Raw genomic sequence first — 18,622 nt, 5'->3', positions numbered from 1 at the left:
CGAAGGAGACATCCCCTAATGATACAGCGCGGGTTGACCCATTAGGTCGCTCGCTGTATAACTCCAGAGCCGAGATTCTAATGGTCAATCCTTCGAAAGGCGTTAGTCATGCCCGTTTCCGTCCCTCCCGAGATCCGCCACCTCGCCGTCGAGGTCGACGGTGTCAACGTCTTCTATCGCGAGGTGGGGCCGCCCGAAGCGCCCACGCTGCTCCTCCTCCACGGCTTTCCGTCGGGATCGCACCAGTTCCGGCGCCTGCTCGACGCACTCGGTCACGATTATCGACTCGTCGCCCCCGACCTGCCGGGATTCGGCAACACCGAGGTCCCCGACGGCTACCGGTTCTCGTTCGACTCGCTGGCCGCGACGATCGAGGGCTTCATCACCTCACTCGACCTCGCGCCGTGCGCGTTGTACGTCTTCGACTTCGGTGGCCCGGTGGCGATGCGGATCGCGACCCGGCACCCGGAGTGGTTCACCGCGCTGGTCGTGCAGAACGCCAACGTCTCCGAGGACGGCCTGACCGACATCGCTCGTGCGATGATCGCCAACCAGCCCGGCCTCCCCGGGGCCGAGGACCGGGTGCGGCAGATCCTCGAGCTGGCCGCCACGCGCGGGCAGTACCTCGAGGGGGCTGCAGATCCCGCGCTCGTAGCGCCGGACGGCTGGCTGCTCGACCAGTGGCACCTGGAGCTGCCCGGGCGCAAGCAGGCTCAGGTCGACCTGGCCTTCGACTACGCCAGCAACGTGGCGCGCTACCCCGAGTGGCAGGACTGGCTGCGGCGGGTCCAGCCGCCCACGCTCGTCCTCTGGGGACGACACGACCCCTTCTTCGGACCCGCCGGAGCAGAGGCGTACGCCGCGCACGTCCCCGATGCCGAGGTCCACCTCCTCGACACCGGCCACTTCGCCCTCGAGGAGTCCCTGCCGGTGGCCGTCCCGCTGATCGACGCCTTTCTCGCGAAGCACCTGGGCCCCCCGACGCCACTGCGCCTGGCGGTCGTGGGAGGGCACGGCCGCATCGGATCGGTAGTCGCGGACGAAGCCACCAGCCGGGGCCATCGGGTCGCACGGCTGGGCAGCGCCGACCTCGACGCCACCGACCCCGAGTCGTGGCGGGGCGGGCTTTCCGACTACGACGCCGTCGTGCTCGCCGTGAAGGGCCCCGACCGCACGGTGGAGCGCGCCGTGGGCGCGGCGCTCAAGGGCCTGGGGGACGCGAGTGGCCCCCGACTGGTCGTCGTCGGGGGCGGAGGCAGTCTCCGCGCGCCGAACGGCGAGCGGTTCGTCGACCTCCCGGGGTTCCCACGCGAGTATCTCGAGACGGCCAGAGACCAGGCGACGGCGCTCGACCTCATCGCCGGCTCCGGGACCGAGGTGCCGTGGACCTACGTGAGCCCGCCGCCGAAGGATCTCGTCGCCGGGCCGGCCAGCGGGCATCACCACCTTCAGGCCCGCGACACACCGCTCCTCGACGGAGAGGGTCGACCGCGTGCCACTGTCGGCGACCTCGCTGCCGCTGTCGTCGACCTCGCCCAGGGCCGACACTTCCTGGGCGAACGGGTCGCGGTCGCGACGCTGGAGTGACGACGCTTCGTGGCGTCAGCGCAGGTCCACCAACCGCCACACCCTCTGGTCGATGGTGTTGCCGTCGACGTCGGTCGCCCGCAGCCGGACGCTGACGTGGTCGCCCCGCCGCAGGTCGCGGCCTCTCACCTTCGCAGCGAAGGTATTGGCGCCGGTGCGGCGTACGGCAGCGTGGGCCCACGTCCTTCCGCCGTTGGTCGACCACTGGAGCCGCGCCGACGTGATCCGCTTCCTGGCGTCGGCGCCGGGCAGGTGGCCGATGCGGAGGTGGAAGCGCAGGTCCTTGCCGCAGCGCGCCCGGTTCAGGAGGTCCACCGACGGTCCGTAGTCGACGTCGAGGATCGGCAGCGTCGCCCCCGCCGCGTTCGGGTCCGGCTCCTCCGACCGGAACGTCCACGCCGATCGCGTCCGACTGCCGCCGACGAGGCGCACGTCGCCCACCAGCCGGTAGGCGGTGCGCCGGGGCGCGACGTCGAAGTACCCGAACGTGCCGCGGGTCCTGCCGACCAGCTCACCACGGGCGTACAGCGCCGTGGTCGCCGCCGCCACCTTCCCCGCATCGATCGGGCCGTCACGCGGTCCGTCGCTGAACCCCTGGGCGACCAGCATCCCGAACGAGTCGTGGAACGCGTTCCCAGCAGCAGGAGCGACGTGGAGCCCGCGTCGGAAGTGTCGTTGGACGCGGTCCCCCGGCTTGAAGGCGCTCGACTCTCCCTCGAACAACCGCTGCTGGCCCTCGCCGAGCCAGTGCGAGTCGTAGGTCCACCGGACCCCGGAGCCGGTGGTCACCAGCACGGTCTCCGTGCCGGGCGCGGGCACTTCGCGGCGGTGGACGAGCTCGACCGTGCCCGGACTTCCGGCCACCAGCCCGCGGAGCACGGTCTCGCCCCGCTCGGCGGCGTAGTAGTGCTCACGCACCTCCGCCAGGTCGGCGACGTCGCGGGGGCCGAGGACCCGAGCGTCCGGGTCGGGGAGGCTGGTGTCGGTGAAGACGAGCTCGTAGCCGTCGGGCGTATGCGCCGTACGGCGCCCCTGCGGCTCGAGGCGCCACCTGGTGGCGGCGTTGAACACGCCCGTGGACACGTCCGCGGCGGGAGCGATGAAGACCCGGCCGGCGAGCACCTCCTCGATCGGCGGCGCGATCGCATCGCCGAGTCCCGGACCGCCGTTCGGCGTCACTGCGTTCCAGTTCACGGAGACCTCGGTGGCGCGGGTCGCCTGCCCGCGTACGACGGGTGCCCGCAGCGGCTCGCCGTCCCGTGCGTCGATCGTCAACGCGGTGTCGCCGTCCACCTCGAGGGCCGGCTCACCCACGACCGTGGTCGTGGTGCCGCCCGCCTCCTCGGTGGTGACGACCGCGACGGCGCTGTAGGTCCCGGGGGCGACCCGGAGCCGGGCTTCGCCGCTCTCGTCGAGCGCGGCGTCGTAGGACTGGCCGGTCGTGGTGTTCAGCAACGGCACCACGCCGCCGGCGTACGGCGCCCCACCGCGGTCGACGACGGACAGGTCGAGCCAGAAGCGCTCGGGCTCGTCCACGGCCGCGAACGGCAGCCTGAGCGTGGACCCGTCATCACCGTCCAGCTGCACGACCCCGTGCCAGAACCCGTCGGAGACCGCGCCGGCGTCGAAGGTGACGTCCACGGTGGCCGTAGCGCCGGGGGCGACGGTCACCGACGCGGGGCTGACCGTGAGGCCAGCCTCGGGCCCCGGCTCGACCTCCCCGGCGCCGCGTGGCGACACGAGCTCGTCCGAGGCCGTGTAGGTCCGCGCGGTCGCCGTCGTGTTGGTGAGCTCGACGGTCGTGGTCATCGGGTCCTCGTGCGGGTGGAGCGACGCGCCGGGACTGAGGTCGCTGGGGGCAGCGGTCGTCCCGAGGTCGATGAGATGCTCCAGCGCGAGCCGGCCGGCGCCCGACCCCCACGGCTCGGTCGTGGGGTCGACGCTGGTGGTGACGGCGGCCTTCACCTGCTCCCACGTCCAGTCGGGGTGCTGCTGCATCGCGAGCGCCGCAGCCCCGGCGACCAGGGGCGTCGCCATCGAGGTGCCGCTCTCCAGCACGTAGAGGTCGCCTTCACGGGCGCCCGCCAGGGCGCCGGGGATGTCGACGCCGGGAGCGACGAGGTCGGGCTTCGCGCGGTAGGTGCCCCGGGTCGGCCCCTGCGCCGAGAACCCGGGCCGCCCGTCCTGCGGGTCGGCCGCGCCGACGGTCAGGGCCGAGGCGGAGATCCCGGGGGACGACACGGTCTCGGGCACCCAGCCGTTCCAGCCGCCGTTCCCGGCGGCGACCACGAACAGCGTCCCGGAGCCGGCCGACAGGGCGTCGAGCGCCTGCACCACCGGGTCGTCGTCGATGCCTGCGTTGGCGGCGAGGCTCATGTTCACGATGTCCGCGTCCTGCTCGACGGCCCACTCCATCCCGGCGATCACCCACGAGAGCTGACCCTCCCCCAGGTCTCCGAGCACCTTGCCGTTGAGCAGGCGGGCGGCCGGCGCGATGCCCTGGAGAGCGCCGTCGCTCCCGGCGCCGGTGCCGGCGAGCAGGCTGGCCACGTGGGTGCCGTGGCCCTTCACGTCGTCGGGTGACGGGGCGTCGGTGAAGTTCTGCTCCGCCACCACCTGGCCGGTCAGTGCCGGATGACCCTTGTCGATGCCGGTGTCGAGCACGGCAACCCTGACGCCGGTTCCGTCCAGCCCTTCCGCCCAGGCCTCCGGGGCGCCGATCTGGGTGAGGTACGGCTCCGGCTCGGCCGGGGCCACCCCAGAGGTGAGCACCGCAGCTGGGCTCGGAAGGGTCCGCGGCGTCCGGGCGGCACCGACCCGGGCGTCGAGCCAGATGCGGTCGATGCCGCCTAGTTCGTCGGCCGCCATCGTCCCGGTGACGCGGCCGGGCCGGGCGGCCAGGGCGGCCAGGTCGTCGCCGAACCGCTCGGCGCGGTCCTTGTCGAGCTCGACCGCCGTCGATCGGATGCTGTCCAGCGCGATCTCCGGCTCGAGCGCCGGGTTCGCGGACTGGAGCGTCCGTACGCCGGCCGCCCGGTGCACGATCAGCGGGATCGTCGCCGAGCCCGCGTCGTCGTACCCCATCGCCGCGAGGCCGGCCACGTCGAACAGCGCGCGATCCAGCACGTGCGGCACCAGGTCGCGCACCTCGTGCGGCACGACCTCGATCCGCGCCCCGTCGCGGCGTACCTCGAAGTCCCCGGCGGGGAGACGGACGCTGGGCGCCCCGGATGCATCGGGGACGAGCGTGACCTGGTCGCCGGTGATCAGGGTGACCGTCGTCGGGCCGGCCAGGGCGCGCGGGGCGGCGGGTGGGCCGCTCCGGAGCGAGGGGGCGGGGCCGGGCGCCGCCGACGAGGACGACGGGAGGGCACCGAGGGTGAGGACGACCAGAAGCAGGGCGGCCGCGGCCGGCAGGACACGGCCTCGCGGAACGGAGCGCATGACGGGATCCTGTGCCCCGGCGAGGCGCGACGCCACCCGCAGGGCTGGCGAGATACGGACATGTCGTGTTTCAGCCAGAGGCTGCCGGAGGTTCAGGTGGTGTTGTGCTTGCGTCGTTCGGCGTAGGCGCCGGCCTGGAACCGGGTCTGCGCTCCCGACTGCTCCATGAGCCGGGCGACCCGGCGGCCCACGGTCCGGGTGCTCACGCCGAGCCGTCGCGCGATCGCGTCGTCCTTCATGCCGGCCGCGAGCATCGTGATCAACCGGGCGTCGAGCTCGTCGTCCTCCTGCCGCACGATCGGCAGGGCCTGCTCCCAGAGCAGCTCGAACATCCGGACCAGCGCGTCGAGCAGGGCGCTGCTGTGCACGACCAGGGCGCTGTCGACCTCGTCGTGGCCGGCGAGAGGCAGGAGGGCCTGTCGTCGGTCGCCGATCGCGAGCTTCATCGGCAGGTCGGGGTGGATCCGGGACCGCTCCCCGGCGTCCGCCGCGGAGTGGGCCTCGTCGACGGCACGAGGCAGCTGCAGGGAGTCGGGTGAGTAGATGCCGCGTACGACGACGCCGGCGGCCAGGAGGCCCCGGACCGTTCGGTCCGCCTCGTCCGGACGACTGGCGTACGGCGGCCGGTCGAGCACGAGCAGCTCGGACTCGGTGGCGTGCATCAATTGGGCGAACCGCGCGGCGATCGACTCCTGCCCGACCACGACCTCGACCAGTCGCTCCGGCCGATAGCGGTCCGGCGCCGGCATCTCGGCCGCCCACTCCCGAGCGGCCTCGCGCAGCCGGTCGAGATCGGCGCGACGCCGGGAGACCAGCACGTCGATGGCGACGTCCGGCGACACGGGGCGCCAGCACGCCGGCTCCCGCGAGGTGCGCGTGACGAGACCCGCCGCCTCGAGCCGCAGCATCCCGGTCACGAGCTCGTCGGCGCCTCGGCCGAGCCGGCACGCCAGGGCGTCGAGGTCGAGGTCGGGCTCCCGCAGCATCACCCGGTAGAGCTCCTCGTCCGTGGCACTCAGACCGATGAGCTCGAGCACTCGCTCTCCTTGACCGACGACCGACATGTCAGATGTCGGACAGGCTAGCCCGCGCTTCCGACAGGGATCTCCAGCGTCGTCACCGGGTTCTCGAACTCGCTGACCCGCAGCGACACCTGGAGCTCCCAGGTGCCGGGCGAGGGGAAGACGACGTCGGCGGCGTAGGCGCCGGGCCCGATGTTGCGGAGCTCGATCGCGCCGAGGTCGACCTCGCCGGCCTCGAGCCGGGCGCGGGGCGCCTCGAAGCCCTCGAAGGGCTCGCCGGTGGCGTCGGTCATGGTGAGGGTGACGTTGCTCGGGCCGGTCACCGCCGGCGCCACGGTCGCCTCGAGCTCGATGCCACCCAGCCTGCCGACCACGGTCGCCGTCCCTGCTGCCGCCGCCGACGGGTCGTCCTCTGGACTGCGGTCGACGAGCATGCCGGTGACCAGCAGGAGCCCGACCAGAGCCACCGCCTCGGCGGCGGCAGTGCGGACGACGATCGTCGCGCGGTCGCGGCGCTCACGGCGTCGCGGTGCCTGTCGCATCGCCGGCAGCAGGCGGAACCGGTTCCACGCGGCGAACGCGACGGCGGCCGCCGCGATGGCGATCTTCACGAGGAGCAGCTGGCCGTAGGCGGTCTCGAACAGCCCGCTCCAGGAGCCGACGATCCGCCAGGCGAGGACGGACCCGGTCGCGACCAGCACGGCGACGAGGCCGGCGGCGACGGTCGAGAAGCGGGCGAGGGTCTCCCCCGCCAGCGTCCCGCGCCCCGCGAGGTCGGACAGCACGAGCAGGAGGGCGACCAGGCCGCCGAGCCAGACGCTCCCGGCGGCCAGGTGCAGCATGTCGACGGCGACCACCAGCCACTCCGGCGTCTCGGCGCGGGTGTGCCCGGTCAGGGCCGGAGCGCACCCGGCCACGACGACGGCGCCGAGAACGCCGGCGCCTCGCGCCCGAGTGGGCTCGCCGTTCCCGAGCATCGCGACGGCGACGAGGAGCCCCGCCACGACGGCGGCGGGTACGGCGTACTCCGTCGTCGAGAGGGCCGACCACGCCGAGCCGTCGCCGAGCGAGCCGGCGTCGCCGCCGACCTGGTAGACCACCGTCAGCGGCAGCCCCACCAGCCAGGCGAGGCCGGCGACCGCGGCGCCGAGCCGCGTGGCGGAGACCAGCCGCTGCCGCGACGTCGCTGCGTCCCGGTGTCGCGGCAGGAAGAGGAGCGCGAACACCACCAGTCCGCTCGTCGCGAGCAGGCCGGCGTAGCCCACCCACCGGACGACGCTGAGCAGCACGGGGGCGTCGTCGGTGTCGGCGGCGGTCACGGGCGGCGCCTGGACGCTCGGGCTCGGCGCGCCGACGGAGAAGCTCAGCGACCCGCTGACCGGGTGGCCGTCCTCCGAGAGCACGCGCCACACGACGACCAGCGTCCCGTCGCCGACCGCTTCGTCGAGCGTGGCCTCGAGCACCGCGTCGCGGACCGACGTCGTCGCGTCCACCGACTCGCCCGCGGCGTCGAAGACCTGCACGCTGTCGGGTACGGCGGCGACCGCCTCGCTGAACGTGAACCGGATCTGCTCGGGCGCGCTCGCGAGGACCGCACCCTCCGCCGGGTCGGTGCGCACCAGCGAGGCGTGCGCGTCAGCCGGCGGAGCGAGCCCGAGGACCGCGACGACGGCGAGGAGCGCGACGGCGAGCGGCCTCATGATCACCGGTCGACTGAACCAACACCACGAACTCTTGTCAAGTATGTGAACTCAGTCCCGAAACGCGTACTCTTGGTTCACATCGTCGAACCCAGGTCGCTCATGTGGAACTCCGGGCGGCCGCCCGAGAGGAGAAACCCATGCCCAACATCACCGTCGAGCTGCTCAGCGGCCGCACGCTCGAGCAGCGACGCGAGTTCGCGAAGGCCGTGGCCGACAGCGCCGTCGAGATCCTCGGCGCCCGTCGCCAGGACGTCCGGATGGTCTTCAGCGAGATCACCCCCGACATCGTGGCCAACGGTGGTGTCCTCGCGAGCGAGGACGAGAGCCGCGCCGGCGTCGTCGCGTCGCTCGCCGACAAGAGCTGACCCGCCTGGTCGCAGCGCGTACGCCAACGGGGCCCGGAGGAGATCCTCCGGGCCCCGTTCGCATCTGCTAGCGCCTCACCCTGATGGTGATCGCGTCGCTGACCCTCGTCGCCACCTCGCTGCCGAGGTAGGCGACCCGGACCGTGAGCTCGCCCGCCTTCTTGGCCTTCGGCAGGAGGAAGACGGCGCGGCCGTCCTCGAGCTCGCGGGTGAGGGTCCGGCCGCCCTTGAGCGTCACCCGGACCTGCCCGGTCACCTCGACGTCACCGGCGGCCAGGGAGACCCGGACCGTCGCGCGGTCGCCCCGGTCGATCACCTCCGGACCCTTGACCGTCATCGTCGGCGTGACCTTCTTGACCGTGACCAGCACGACCGTCGAGGACGGTGCGTGGCCGTCGTCGCCTGCGTAGCGCAGGGTCAGCAGGTGCATCCCGGGCTCGAGGGACTGCGCGGCCAGCTCGATCTCGGCCTCTCCCCCGTCCAGCTCGCCGGAGGCGAGCACGCGCCTGCCGTCGAGGACCTCGACCTCACCCGTCGCCGTGTCCGGCGTGACGACCGCGCTGATCGTGCCCACCTGCCCGTAGGTGATGGCGAACGCCGAGCCGTCGATGGTCGTGTCCGTCGGCGGTGTGGCCGTGTCGTCCACGATCACCGTCACCGTCGCCGGCGCGGAGGCCACCGTCCCGTCGTGGGCGCGGTAGGTGAACGTGTCCATCCCCGAGTACCCGTCGTCGGGCGTGTAGGAGAAGGACCCGTCGTCCTCGAGCGACACCTGCCCGTGCGCGGGCTGCGTGACACCGGTCGTCGTCAGCGGGTCGCCGTCGACGTCGATGTCGTTGCCCAGGACGCCCGGCGCGGTGACCGCCAGCTCCGTCCCCTCGTCGGTGAGGTAGACGTCACCGACCGCGATCGGGGCGGAGTTGGGCTCCTCGACCCGGTCGACCACGACCGTCACCCTCGCCGGCGCCGACGGGTCGGTCCCGTCGTCGGCCTTGTAGGTGAACACGTCGAGCCCGACGAAGCCGGCGTCCGGTGTGTAGGTGAGCGATCCGTCGGCGTTGACGGTCACCTCCCCATGCGCGGGCTGCGTGGCGCCGGCGGCCGTCAGCGGGTCGCCGTCGGCGTCCACGTCGTTGGCCAGTACGCCGGGCGCGGGCACCGTGAGCGCCCGCCCCTCGTCGGTGACGTAGACGTCGTCGCCGGCGACCGGTGGGCTGTTCTCGGCCACGACCTCCTCGACGGTGATCGTCACCGTCGCGGCCGCCGAGTCCGCCGTACCGTCGTTCGCCTTGTAGGTGAACGTGTCGGTGCCGGAGAAGCCCGCGTCGGGCGTGTAGGTGAACGACCCGTTGGCGTTGACGGTCACCTCGCCGTTGGCCGGCTGGGTCGCACCGGTGGCCGTCAGCGGGTCGCTGTCGGCGTCGGTGTCGTTGCCGAGCACGCCGGGCGCCGCGACCGTCAGGGCCTGGCCCTCGTCGGTGCTGTAGGAGTCGGCGGTCGCCACCGGGGCGGCGTTGACCGGCGGGCCCTCGAACAGCTCGCCCACCTCCTCGGCCGACAGCTCGTAGGCATACATCCGGAAGTCGTCGACCAGCCCGTCGAACCGGCCGTCGGGCCAGCTCGTGCCGCCGATCATGTTGGCCGTGGTCTGGCCGTCGACACCGACGTCACCGAGGTCGATCGTGAAGTCGGTCCGGGTGCCCATCAGTTCACCGTCGAAGTAGATCTTCCCGGTGGTGCCGCTCATCGTGAACACCACGTGCGTCCACTGGTTCAGTGGCACGTCCTTGCCGGGACCGAGCACCAGGCGCTCCTGCGTCGGGTTGCCCGGCTCCTTGAACGTCGCCGCGAACCCGGTGTTGCCGGCCGTCTGCGTCGACGACTGGAGCAGGAAGAACGTGTCGGTGCTGCTGCCGATCTGGAGGTGCGGCACCCAGTTGGGCAGCGTGTCGGGGCGGACCCAGAGGGACACGCTGAACTGGTCGTCGATGCCGGCGTCGATGTTGTCCGGCAGCTCCACCTGGTTGCCGCTGCTCGACGGCCCGCCGGGCAGGGACACGGCGGGGCCGTACTTCCCTGAGGTGGACCAGCCGACCGTCCCGCCCAGCGTCGCCGGGCCGACCGAGGGGTCGCTGCCGGTGTTGGCGGCGGTGGTCCCGGTGCCCTCGTCGAACTTGTAGTGGATCGGCACGCCCTCGCCCGGCGGCGGGCGCTCGACGGTGTGGGTGACCGTCGCGCTGGAGTCGCGCCAGCCGTCGGCCGCCACGAACCTGACCTCGATCTCGTGGGCGCCCGGGGTCACCGAGGTGAGGTCGGGGAACGTCGCGGTGCCCTCGGTCAGGTCGACCGTCGCGCCGACGCTGTTGCCGTCGACCCAGAGCGATGCGGTGCCCTCGGCGGGCTGGCCGTCCTCGCCGTCGACCGACGCCGAGACCGTGAGCGGCTCGCCGAACGGCGAGGGCGACGCGGGCTCGACCGTGACGGTCGTCGTCGTGCGCAGGGCCGATCCCTCGGCGTACAGCCCGGCGATGTCGTCGGCGCTGAGGGCGCTGGTGTAGGCCCGGACGTCGTCCATCTTCCCGTCGTACGCCGGGTCCGGGTAGCCGTTGCGACCCAGCCAGTTGTTGGCCGTCGGGCCGATGTCGGCCATGTCGATCGTCAGGTCGTTCCTGGTCGCGATCGGCTCGCCGTTCAGGTAGAGGGTGCCGGTGGCGCCGCTCCGTGTGAACGCGACGTGGTTCCACTGCCCGGCCGTGACGTCCTTGGTCGGGCTGGCGTAGACGCGCTCCTGGAGCGGTGAGCCCTTGGCCTTGAACGTCGCCGCCAGGCCGGTGTTGCCGTTCGCCTGCGTCTGCATCTGGATCTGGAAGAAGCTGCCGGCGTCTCCCAGGCCGTCGCCGATGTGGAACAGGCCGATCCAGTTCGCCTTCGTGTCGGGGCGCACCCAGAACGAGGTGGTGAAGTCGGTCTCGCCCTGGAGCAGGTTGTCCGGCAGGTCGACCGCGTTGGCGTTGGAGCCGCCCGGCAGGTCGATCGCCGAGCCGAACACGCCGTCGGCCGACCAGCCCGTCGCGCCGGTGAGGGTGGCGGCCCCGACGGATTCGTCGGCGCCGGTGTTGGCGGCCGTCGTGCCCTCGCCCTCCTCGAACGCGTAGTGGACGGGTACGTCGGACACGCCGGGGTCGGCGCCGACGACGACGAGGTCGTCGATCACCAGGCCGGCGCCCGTGCCGGGCCCGGTGATGCTCAGGGTCTCCGAGCGCGCGGACGCGGTGAACGTGCCGACATAGGTCTCGAACGGGACCACGTTGCTGTTGTCCGCGGCGGTCGCCGTGATCGCGGTGTCCAGCGACCCGACGGCCAGCTGCGCCGTACCGTCACCGGCGCCGGAGGCCGCGCGGCTGTCACGGGCGTAGCGCAGGGAGACGCGGTAGTCGCGCCCCGGGTCGAGGCCGCGCAGGGTGCGCTCGATCGCACCGTCGTTGCCGAGGGCGAGGTGATAGCCGGTCAGGCCGAGCCCGCCCATGCCCGCGGACGCGCCGCGGACCATCTGGACGTCACTGGTGATCTCCCACGGAGCCATCCGGCCGCTGCCCGGCGCGAGGTCGATGACCATCGGCGGGTTGGCCGAGCGCCACTCGGCGGGCAGCCGCGGGTACTCGAACTGGTCGACGACCTGCGGGGTGCGGTCGTCCATCTCGACCTCGGGGTCGATGTCGAGGATCTTCGCCACCGACGGTGTGCCGTCCTCGTCGAACACGAACAGCATGTAGGCGCCCGGAGGTGCGTAGGTGCCGTCCTGCGGCGCGGTGATCGACACCGTGCCCGAGCCCGGGGTCTGCGTGAACTCCAGGTCCTGGAAGTTCTGGTCGTTGTTGAACCCGTGGGTCACCGAGCCGTTGCGGACCAGCGTGACGCGGGAGACGTCGGTCGACGTGGAGATGTCGAACGTGCCGTTGTAGCCGATCTTGCCCGGCGCCGCGGTGATCTCCGGACGCACGGCCGGCTGGTCGCCGTCGAAGAGGTACGACGGGGAGTAGTACTCGACGTCGGTGTAGTTGCGCGGACCGGGCGCACCGCCGCCGCCGATCATCACGCGGCCGTCGGGCAGGAGCAGCGCGGTGGAGTGGTAGAGCCGGGCGTGCTCGTAGGGCACCTCGACGGTCGTCCACTCGCCCGTGTCCGGGTCCCAGATCTCCGGCGTGGTGACGTAGCCGCCGTTGCCGTTGTTGTCGCGGCTGCCGCCGGTGACGAGCACGTCGCCGTCGGGCAGCACGGTCGCGGTCGCCCAGTGGCGCTGGAACTCCATCGGCTCGGTGGCCTCGATGACCGGGTTCGCCGTACCGCCGGTGATGTCGACGGTGAAGCCGGCGCGGGCCCCGGCGGGGCCGCCGCCGTTGGCCCACCAGCCGCCGCCGACCTGGAGGATCTTGCCCGGCCGGTACATCGCGGCCGTGGAGGTGGCGCCGACCGGGTTGCCGAGGCTGCCCTGGTTGGAGATGTTGGCGGGCAGGGTCCCGCGCAGGGTCAGCTCACCGTCTCCGCTCGGGTCGAGCTCGTACATCTGGGTGCCGGTGATGTTGAACAGGTTGCCGCTGCCCGGCGCGACGAAGGCGCGCGGATACCACCAGCGGTTCTCGTCCTGGCCCTCGTGGTCGGCGCCGCCGTCGCCGTACGCGACGGAGCTCTTGGCGCCCTCGAGCAGCTTCCAGCCGGAGCCCTCGTCGGGGGTGCGGATCTCGGGCGTCAGCACGCCGGGACCGCCCGGGCCGCCGCGGAGGCTGCCGCCCTGCACGACCACGCTGCCGTCGGGCATCGTGGTGCCGGTCGGGTACCAGCGCGGGTAGTTCATCGGCGCCTCGTTCTGCATGCCGTCGCGGCGGTTGTAGCTGGTCACGCCGATCGCCGCGTCGTTGGGCGCGTTGCCTCCCAGGCCGTCGTCACCGCCGACCGTCAGCGTGTCGCCGGTGGCCGGGCTCTGCACCTGCATCGAGCAGAAGAGATCGGTGTAGGTGTGGTTCTCGTGCAGGCCGTCGTGCAGGTTCTGGAGAGTCCGCGGCACAGACGGGTCCCAGACGTCGAACTCCATCTGGCCGCCCTGGGAGATGCAGCTGTTGCCGGTCCAGTCGAACGGGGTGCCGTCGGTGCAGCCGGACGAGACACTGCCGAAGGACTGCACCTCGCCGTCGGCGGTGAGCGCCATGTTGATGGGCATCAGCGGCCACGGGGTGACGCCGCTCCAGGCGCCGTGCTGGTCCTTGGCCGGCGGCGAGCAGTCGGCCGGGAGGAGGCCAGCGGCGTAGGCGAGGCCGTTGCGCATCTGGGTGCGGATCACCGGCTCGGAGTACGCCGTGCCCTCGTGGCCCATGCCGGTGTACCAGGACCGGCCCGCGTCGATCTCCTGGCACCAGGTGATCGGGTGGGAGGAGCCCTGGCGGCCCATGCCGTACGACGACTCGTCGGCCTCGAGCAGGGTGCGCACGTTGGGCGCGGGGTTGACGGTCCAGTCGTACCACTCGTCGCTGCGGGTGAAGTCGGACGGGAGGCCGGCGGTCAGCGGGTGCGACGCGTCGGAGACGACGACCCGGCCCGGGCGGACCGCGGGGTTCTCCGGGTGGCCCTCCGACATCGCGCCGACCAGGCGCCGGTAGAACGGGTTGACGTCGTGCTCGCTCTGGCCGACGGACCACCCGGCGTAGTGCATGCCCATGTAGCCGCCGCCGCCGCGGATGTAGGCCTCGAGCGCGGAGCGCTGGGCCTGGTCGAACAGCACGCCACCGGTCTGGGCGAACACGACCGCGTCCATCGTCGCGAGGTTCTCGGTGGTGAACGCCGCCGCGTTCTCGGTCTCCTGGACCTCGAGCGTCTGGCCGTACTCGGTCGCGAGGTCGGCGGCGAGCTCGTTGACCGCCTGCCGCGCCTGCACGTGCGAGGCGTGGAAGTTGGGCTTGTAGAAGAGCAGCACTCGGAGGACGTCGTCGTCGGCCGCCGCGGCCGGCGCGGCGGTCGCGCCGAGGATCACCGGCAGCGCGACGACCAGCGCTGCCAGGAGCGCGACGAGGTGGGCGAGCGATCGGCGGGACCGCCGGGCGACTCGGCTGCGGACTGACCTGCGCGGCACGTTCATCTTCAAATCCCTTTGGCTCGGGCGAGGCGATCTCCGGCACCGTATGACGCCGGTCACACCGTTATCAAGAACTATGTCCAGATTTGTGAACCATTTGGATATCTGGTTCACGTATCTGAACCTCGGAACTAGCGGCGGACGCCGGCGGTGCCGCCGTCGGCCAGGGCTCGGACCTCGGCGAGGGTCGCCATCGAGGCGTCGCCCGGGGTCGTCATGGCGAGGGCGCCGTGGGCCGCACCGAGCTCCACCGCGGCGGCGAGGTCCTCCCCGTGCAACAGGCCGTAGAGCAGGCCGGAGGCGAACCCGTCGCCGCCGCCGACGCGGTCGAGGACCGCGAGGTGGTCGCGGGCGGTCGAGGTCACGACCCCCGTTCCGGGCGACCAGGCGACCCCCTGCCAGTCGTTGTCGCTGGCGGAGTGCACGGTGCGCCGTGTCGACGCGATGACCTCCAGCCACGGCATCCGCTCGGCGAGTGCCGGCGCCGCGGTCGCGAAGTCCTGGGCAGGCTCGGCGGAGAAGTCCGAGGCGTTGCCGATGAGTACGTCGACGTGCGGTGCGAGCCTGAGGTTGACCTCGCGAGCGCTCTCCGGCCCGCCGCGGTCCACCCAGAGGCTGGGGCGGTAGTTGGTGTCGTAGGAGACGACCGTGCCGTGCCGGTGGGCCGCCGCCATCGCCTCCTCCGCCACGTCCGCGGAGTGCTCCGAGAGGCCGGCGAACACCCCGCCGGTGTGGAGCCAACGCACACCGCGGCGACCGAAGAGGTCGTCCCAGTCCACGGCGCCGGGCGGCAGGTTGCTGATCGCCGTACCGGCGCGGTCGGAGACGCCGAGCGCGGCGCGGACGCCGAACCCGCGCTCGGTGAAGTTGATCCCGTTCCGGGCACGCCGGCCGATGCCGTCGAACGGCACCCACTGGATGAGCGAGGTGTCGACGCCGCCCTGGCGGACCAGGCCCTCGATCAGGCGGCCCACCTCGTTGTCGACCAGGGCGGTGACGGCGCTCGCGCGGAGCCCGAACACGCTGCTCAGGGCACGCGCGACGTTGTACTCGCCGCCGCCCTCCCACACGTCGAAGCGCCGGGCGGTGCGGATCCGCTGCTCCCCCGGGTCCAGGCGGAGCATCACCTCGCCCAGCGCGACGACGTCGAAGTCGCACTCGCCGGCGGGCCGGATCTCGATCATGGTGCCGTCCTCACGGGCTCGGGGGGAGCCGGGCGACGGTCTCCGCGCAGAGCGCGGCCACCTCGTCCCAGCGCCCCTGCCGGACCAGGTCCGGCGGGACCATCCAGCTGCCGCCGACGGCGAGCACCGGGGGCAGGTCCAGGTAGGCGGCGGCGGAGTCGGCGGCGATGCCACCGGTCGGCACGAACCGCACGTCCGGGAACGCCGCCGACAGCGCCTTCAGCATCCCCACTCCCCCGCACTGCTCGGCGGGGAAGAACTTCACGGTGCCGACCCCGAGCTCCAGCGCCCGCATGATCTCGGTGGCCGTGCTCGTGCCCGGCAGCACCGGCATCCCGATCTCCTGGCAGCGCCGTACGACGTCGGCGCTGAGGCCGGGCGAGACGACGAAGCGGGCGCCGCAGTCGTGGGCGATATCGACCTGGTCGGGCGTGAGCACCGTGCCCGCGCCCACCAGCAGGTCGCCGCGCTCCGCCAACGTCCGCAGCGCGTCGGGTGCCGCCGCGGTCCGGAACGTCACCTCGGCCACCGGCAGGCCGCCGGAGGCTAGAGCCGCACCGAGGTCGCCGGCTGATCCGGCGTCGTGCAGTACGACGACCGGGACGACCCGGTGCGGCTCCAGAACGTGGGCTCCGGTCATCGCAGCTCGGCGATGACCGTCTTGAGCTCGGTGTAGTCGTCGAGGCCGAACGAGCCGAGCTCACGGCCCCATCCGGACTGCTTGTAGCCACCGCGCGGCAGGGTGACGTCGTCGGCGTGCCAAGTGTTGAGCCACACCGTGCCGGCGCGGAGCTTGCCGCCCACGCGGTGGGCCGTGCCGAGGTCCTTGGACCACACGCCGGCGGCGAGACCGTAGACGGTGTTGTTGGCCGCGGCGACGACCTCGTCCTCGGTGTCGAACGGGATGGCGGTGATGACGGGGCCGAAGATCTCGTCGGTCTGCACGGCCATGTCCTCGGTGACGTCGGTGATGAGCGTCGGGGAGAAGAAGTAGCCGCGGTCCTTGGCCGGGTCGGGGCTGCCGGCGGTCAGGGTCGCGCCGTCGGCGACGGCGCCGCGGACGTAGCCCATCACCTTCTCGTGCTGCTCCTGGGAGACCAGCGGGCCCATCGTCGTGGCGGGGTCGAACGCGTCGCCGACGGTGATCGCCTTCGCCGCCGCGGCGACGCCCTCGACCACCTGGTCGAAGACCCCGCGCTGCACGTAGAGGCGCGAGCCGTTGACGCAGCACTGGCCCTCGTTGAAGTAGCCGGCGAGGGCCGCGCCCGCGATCGCCGCGTCGAGGTCGGCGTCGTCGAAGATGATGTTGGGCGCCTTGCCGCCGAGCTCGAGCGAGACCTTCTTCAGGTTCTTCGAGGCGCCGGCCGCGATCTTCTTGCCGACCTCGGTGCTGCCGGTGAAGGCGACCTTGTCGACGCCGGCGTGGTCGACCAGCGCGGCGCCCGCGTCGCCGTACCCGGGCAGCACGTTGACGACGCCTGCGGGCACGCCGGCCTCGAGCAGCAGCTCACCGAGCCGGAGCGCGGTCAGCGGCGTCTGCTCGGCGGGCTTGAGCACCACCGTGTTGCCAGCGGTGATCGCCGGGATGACCTTGAAGCAGGCCATGGTCAGCGGGAAGTTCCACGGCACGATGCCGGCGACGACGCCGATCGGCTCGCGCCGGGTGTAGGCGTGGAAGTCGCGCCCGGGCACCGACATCGGGATCGTGGTGCCCTCCATCTTGGTGGCCCACCCGGCGAAGTAGCGGAACAGCTCGGCGGCCACGCCCACGTCGCCGCGGGCGGACGCGAGGCTCTTGCCGTTGTCGAGCGACTCGAGCTGGGCGAACTCCTCGGCGCGCTCGTCGATGAGGTCGCCGATGCGCCACAGCAGGTGCGAGCGCTCGCGCGGGCTCATCTTCGACCACGGCGAGCCGGCCTCGAACGCGGTGCGCGCGGCCTTCACGGCGCGGTCCACGTCGGTGGCAGACGCCTGGGAGACCCGGACCAGCTCCTCCTCGCTGGACGGGTTGATGGTGCCGAACGTCTTGCCGTCGGCGGCGTCGACCCAGTCGCCGGCGATCAGCAGCTGCTTGGGCGAGGAGAGGAAGGAGCGGACGGCGGGGAGGAGGGCGGCATCGTTGCTGACGGTGGTGGTCATGGTGTCTGTGTCTTCCTTGGCGTTCGTACGTCGGGGGGCGTCGGGATCGGGGTCGGCTACTTGATGGTCAGCACCTTCGAGCGGTCGAGGGTCAGGGCGACGGCGGCGACGATGATCGCGCCGTAGAGGATCTGCTCGTACGCCGACGGCACGCCCACGATCGGGAGCCCCACGCGCAGGAGCGTGACGACGAGGGCGCCGGCGAGGCTGCGCCAGAGGCTGCCGTGGCCGCCGGTGATCGCGGTGCCGCCGACGACGATGGCGGCGACGGCGGGCAGCAGCAGGTTGTCGGCCATGGTCGGGCTGCCGCTGAAGTTGCGCGAGACGAGCATGATCGCGGCGAGGCCGGCACACGCGCCCGAGACGGTGAATGCGCCCACCTTGACCAGGTCGACCGGCGTGCCGGCGAGACGGGCGGCGGACTCGGAGTAGCCGGTCGCGGTGATCCAGCTCTGGAGCGGCGTGGCCCGCAGCACCAGCGCGATCACGGCGACCACGACGATCGCGACCGCGAACGCCACGGGGACGTAGCCGGCGACGTACATCGAGAGCCAGGAGGTGGCGTCGCGGTCGGCCACCCGCACCGGCCCGGCGTCGGAGACGACGAGGGCGACGGCGGAGAAGATGCTCATCCCGCCGAGCGTCACGATGAACGACGGGATCCGCAGCACCACGTGGGCGATGCCCTGCACGGCACCGAAGGCGCCCGCGACCGCGATCACGGCAGGGGTCGTCAGCGTGCCGAGGTCCGGCAGCCACAGCGCGAAGAAGACCGTCGAGAGCGACGCCAGGGCCGCGATGGACAGGTCGATGCCGCCGCAGAGCACGACCAGCGTCGCGCCCGCGGCGAGCACGATCAGCGGCGACGAGGTCCGCGCCGCGGCGGTCAGGCTGCGCTGGGTCAGGAAGTCCGGGTCGACGATGGTGAGCGCCGCGAGCAGCGCCACCAGCGCGATGACCGGCATGAACGACGTGAGCCGCTGCCGGACGGTCGGGGCGCCCGGGCCGGCGCCGACCGCCACGTCGGGCGTGGCGATGACGGGGGTCGTCATTC

General features: G+C 72.5%; 10 protein-coding genes. 2 read left to right on the top strand and 8 right to left on the bottom strand.

Features of this window, described 5'->3' with window-relative positions; translation table 11 throughout:
* The first annotated feature begins 108 nt into the window (after positions 1–108).
* A complete protein-coding gene (locus tag HNR19_RS04910; RefSeq protein WP_179666890.1) occupies positions 109–1,587 on the top strand; it encodes an alpha/beta fold hydrolase in 1,479 nt (492 codons plus the stop codon).
* A 15-nt stretch (positions 1,588–1,602) separates the two neighbouring features.
* Here the strand turns inward: HNR19_RS04910 and HNR19_RS04905 are convergent, their stop codons facing one another.
* The 3 genes from HNR19_RS04905 to HNR19_RS04895 all read right to left on the bottom strand — a co-directional run bounded on the left by HNR19_RS04905 (position 1,603) and on the right by HNR19_RS04895 (position 7,753).
* Positions 1,603–5,031: a S8 family serine peptidase gene (locus HNR19_RS04905; RefSeq protein ID WP_179666889.1), complete on the bottom strand. Its 3,429-nt coding sequence runs from the start codon at positions 5,029–5,031 to the stop codon at positions 1,603–1,605.
* A gap of 92 nt (positions 5,032–5,123) precedes the next feature.
* Positions 5,124–6,068, bottom strand: a complete 945-nt coding sequence (locus HNR19_RS04900; protein WP_179666888.1) for a helix-turn-helix domain-containing protein — start codon at positions 6,066–6,068, stop codon at positions 5,124–5,126.
* Positions 6,069–6,112: 44 nt separating this feature from the next.
* Positions 6,113–7,753: a copper resistance CopC/CopD family protein gene (locus HNR19_RS04895; RefSeq protein ID WP_179670091.1), complete on the bottom strand. Its 1,641-nt coding sequence runs from the start codon at positions 7,751–7,753 to the stop codon at positions 6,113–6,115.
* A 140-nt stretch (positions 7,754–7,893) separates the two neighbouring features.
* Here HNR19_RS04895 and HNR19_RS04890 point away from each other — a divergent pair, with 140 nt between their 5' ends.
* Positions 7,894–8,121: a tautomerase family protein gene (locus tag HNR19_RS04890; RefSeq protein ID WP_179666887.1), complete on the top strand. Its 228-nt coding sequence runs from the start codon at positions 7,894–7,896 to the stop codon at positions 8,119–8,121.
* Positions 8,122–8,188: 67 nt separating this feature from the next.
* Here HNR19_RS04890 and HNR19_RS04885 read toward each other — a convergent pair whose 3' ends face one another.
* From HNR19_RS04885 to HNR19_RS04865, 5 genes are all read right to left on the bottom strand, one after another.
* Positions 8,189–14,248 (bottom strand): Ig-like domain-containing protein, encoded by a 6,060-nt coding sequence (locus tag HNR19_RS04885; RefSeq protein ID WP_179666886.1) that lies wholly within the window; start codon positions 14,246–14,248, stop codon positions 8,189–8,191.
* 128 nt (positions 14,249–14,376) lie between these two features.
* Positions 14,377–15,429 (bottom strand): sugar kinase, encoded by a 1,053-nt coding sequence (locus tag HNR19_RS04880; protein ID WP_179666885.1) that lies wholly within the window; start codon positions 15,427–15,429, stop codon positions 14,377–14,379.
* Positions 15,430–15,439: 10 nt separating this feature from the next.
* Positions 15,440–16,069 carry a bifunctional 4-hydroxy-2-oxoglutarate aldolase/2-dehydro-3-deoxy-phosphogluconate aldolase gene (gene eda / locus HNR19_RS04875; RefSeq protein ID WP_179666884.1) on the bottom strand — a complete coding sequence of 210 codons (630 nt, stop codon included), beginning with the start codon at positions 16,067–16,069 and terminating at the stop codon, positions 15,440–15,442.
* Positions 16,066–17,568 (bottom strand): aldehyde dehydrogenase family protein, encoded by a 1,503-nt coding sequence (locus tag HNR19_RS04870; protein ID WP_179666883.1) that lies wholly within the window; start codon positions 17,566–17,568, stop codon positions 16,066–16,068. The genes eda and HNR19_RS04870 overlap by 4 nt, the downstream gene beginning before the upstream one ends.
* Before the next feature lie 56 nt (positions 17,569–17,624).
* Positions 17,625–18,620 (bottom strand): ABC transporter permease, encoded by a 996-nt coding sequence (locus HNR19_RS04865; protein ID WP_179666882.1) that lies wholly within the window; start codon positions 18,618–18,620, stop codon positions 17,625–17,627.
* Positions 18,621–18,622 lie beyond the last annotated feature (2 nt).

The organism is Nocardioides thalensis (assembly GCF_013410655.1).
GTDB classification, from domain to species: domain Bacteria; phylum Actinomycetota; class Actinomycetes; order Propionibacteriales; family Nocardioidaceae; genus Nocardioides; species Nocardioides thalensis.
The sequence above is the reverse complement of the archived record's forward strand: the minus strand, read 5'-3'. Positions and strand labels throughout refer to the sequence as shown.